We start from the raw sequence: 2517 nt of genomic DNA, 5'->3' as shown, positions 1-2517 counted from the left end.
GTGTGTAGTAGAGCGCTCTGCCGTCCCTTGTTGCACTCAAACTACATTCCCACCTCGGAAAGTATTTGTCCGGCGTGAGGACGCGAGAGACACTTCGATTCGAGAATCGATAAAACATGATGGTCGGCCTTGGATCCGCCTCGGCATCGAGGTAGTAGATGCCGTCTTCGGTCAACGCCCATGCTCCCCAGTAGCCGAACTTCGGCTGATCCGCTAGCACAACCGACTCCTTCCCGCCACTCGAAGGAATACTCCACAGCCCCGGATCGCGGTATCTCGTGTAATAGACCGTCTTGCCGTCATACGACTCGAACGGATCGAAGCCCCCTTGCTGAGTCAGTTGAAGCTCCTTGCCGCTCTCCAAGTTGCGTCTCCATACCTGTCGCCCTTCCGGTCGGTATGAAACGAAATAGAGCGACTTGCCGTCTTGCGACCAACTCGCCACGGCGTTTGTATAGGGCCCTCCGGTAATCGCGCGCAGGTTCTTGCCTTCGGCGTCGACAATATAGTTCTGGGCTGCTGATCTTCCAGTACTAAAGACGCCGAAAACCAACTGCCTGCCGTCTGGTGACCAGCGTGGAGACCCCGCAAACTGCTCAAAGTGGGTCAATTGCTCAGAAGTTCCCCCGGTGGAAGGTCCGGTCCATATCTCGAAAGACCCGCTTCGATAAGACCTCCAGGCCAAGCGCGTGTTGTCCGGTGAGGGCTGCGCATCGAGGTCCTGCTGACCGGCGGTAACGCGCCGGGTCTGAACAACGGGACCTCCTGGCGCGGCGAGATCCGCTCTCCAGATGGTTGGCAGTTCAAGGCTTGTGGTGTCCGAGTACACCAGGCGCCGCCCGTCTCTCGACAGAATCCCGAAATTTGGGTAGATCGTCTCTGGCTCAATTGGGCCGCCATTCGCCGGAACGCGCCATAGCCATGAAGCACTCGATTTGCCGGAGTAGAACACAATCGATCGACTGTCTGCGGTCCACATGTATCCACCGCATCGTTTTGAAGCCTCGAAAGAACATTCAAGTTGCTGTTCGAATGTAAGCTGTTTGGCCATTCCCCCATCGATCGAAATCGAATAGAGGTCGCAGCACTTCCCGTTGGTCGGACTCCTGAACGCGATCATCGTTCCGTTCGGAGCAAGGCGAAGACTCACTATCCCATCGAAAAAGCCGGAAGAGCCCGGGGTCATCACACAGTGCTTTTCGCCCGTAAGAACGGAAACCCGGACCAGACTCATGAGTCCAGCCTCAGAACATCGGTCCACAGTCACAATCTCTTTACCGTCGGGCGTCCACCCCAAGCCACCCGGTCCCATCCAGCAGTCGGTGCTCGCTACTCTGTGCTCGGTTCCTGCCATCGCAGGCACCACGTAAATGCCTCCATCCTTGACGCCACAGCGCAGGAACGCAATCTGCTCTCCATCGGGCGACCACGATGGAGTGCCCAGGACTGCGGATCTTTCGTGTGTCAGCTGTAGCGGTGTCGCCGGAGAGTCCAGCAATTGAACGTAGATTTGGAAATAGCTGCGCTCGGGGCCGTCCCAAACATAGGCAATCCATTCCCCATCGGGTGAAATGGCTGCGCCCGAGGCGATTCCCGGACCATTGGTGATGCGCTTGCTCGCGAGCGTCGACGAGACAGGGATGGACCGAGGCTTCAGCCGTGATGCGTAGCGCGAGAACATCAACGCAATGGAAGCAGCAGCCACCAAAACGACGACTGCGATCAACGCATAACTGAGAATCTGCCGCGTCCCTCGTTCCGCGAAAGCTGTTGACTCGGCTACTTGTGAGTTGGTCTCGTTATTGTTCGGCGCTGCAAGCCCGTTCTTCGGATCTTCAATCGGTATGACTGGAGCAATAAACCGATATCCCCTCTTGGGGATCGTCTCAACATAGAGCGGCGTGTCGGTCGAGTCGCCCAGCGCCTCGCGCAGCTTCATCATCGCCGTGTTCAGGCTGTGATCGAAGTCCACGTAAGTATCGGAGGACCACAACACCGTGCGCAGCTCTTCGCGCATCACGATCTCGCCGGCATGTTCGAGCAGATAGACCAGGATGAGGAAGGATTGCTCGCGGAGCTTGACGGGCGCGCCGCTGCGGCGCAGTTCAAACCTGCGCGTGTCCACTTCAAAGACACCGAAGCGCCAAGCCTGGCTCGTGGTCGTCGGCGTTGCCAACGTCTCACCCCCTTCTAGGGGGCCCGGTGTGGAAGTGTAGCACGAGTTCAGTTTCAAGATCGGCTGGAATTGGCGAAAACATCCTGGCGTAGAAACGCCAGCATTTCAGTTATTTAGACGATGACTGGATTTTCATCTCGGAATGACTGCCAGTGCATTGAGGAAACCCAGGCAAGCGCGCAAGGTACGAGCATCGCAGGCCGGCAGATCCGAGCCGGCAGCCGAAATTCAAAAACGAGGTGCCTTATGAACCGCCACTTCTCAATGCTTCTGATCGCCACCGTCGTCAGTTTGGGCGCCGTCGCAGCCTCTGCGCAGACCAGCGCCCCCGTCTATGTACC

At 57.5% G+C, this 2517-nt stretch carries 1 protein-coding gene; it reads right to left on the bottom strand.

Annotated features, from left to right (window positions below; translation table 11 throughout):
• Positions 1-2176 (bottom strand): winged helix-turn-helix domain-containing protein (locus WA354_RS00305; protein WP_472811007.1); only part of this gene is annotated, 2176 nt, incomplete at its 3' end.
• Between the last annotated feature and the right edge of the window lie 341 nt (positions 2177-2517).

It is taken from the genome of Occallatibacter sp. (assembly GCF_049802275.1).
Taxonomy (GTDB): Bacteria; Acidobacteriota; Terriglobia; order Terriglobales; family Acidobacteriaceae; genus Telmatobacter.
Note: the sequence above shows the minus strand (reverse complement) of the source record. Positions and strands in the feature narration are given on the sequence as shown.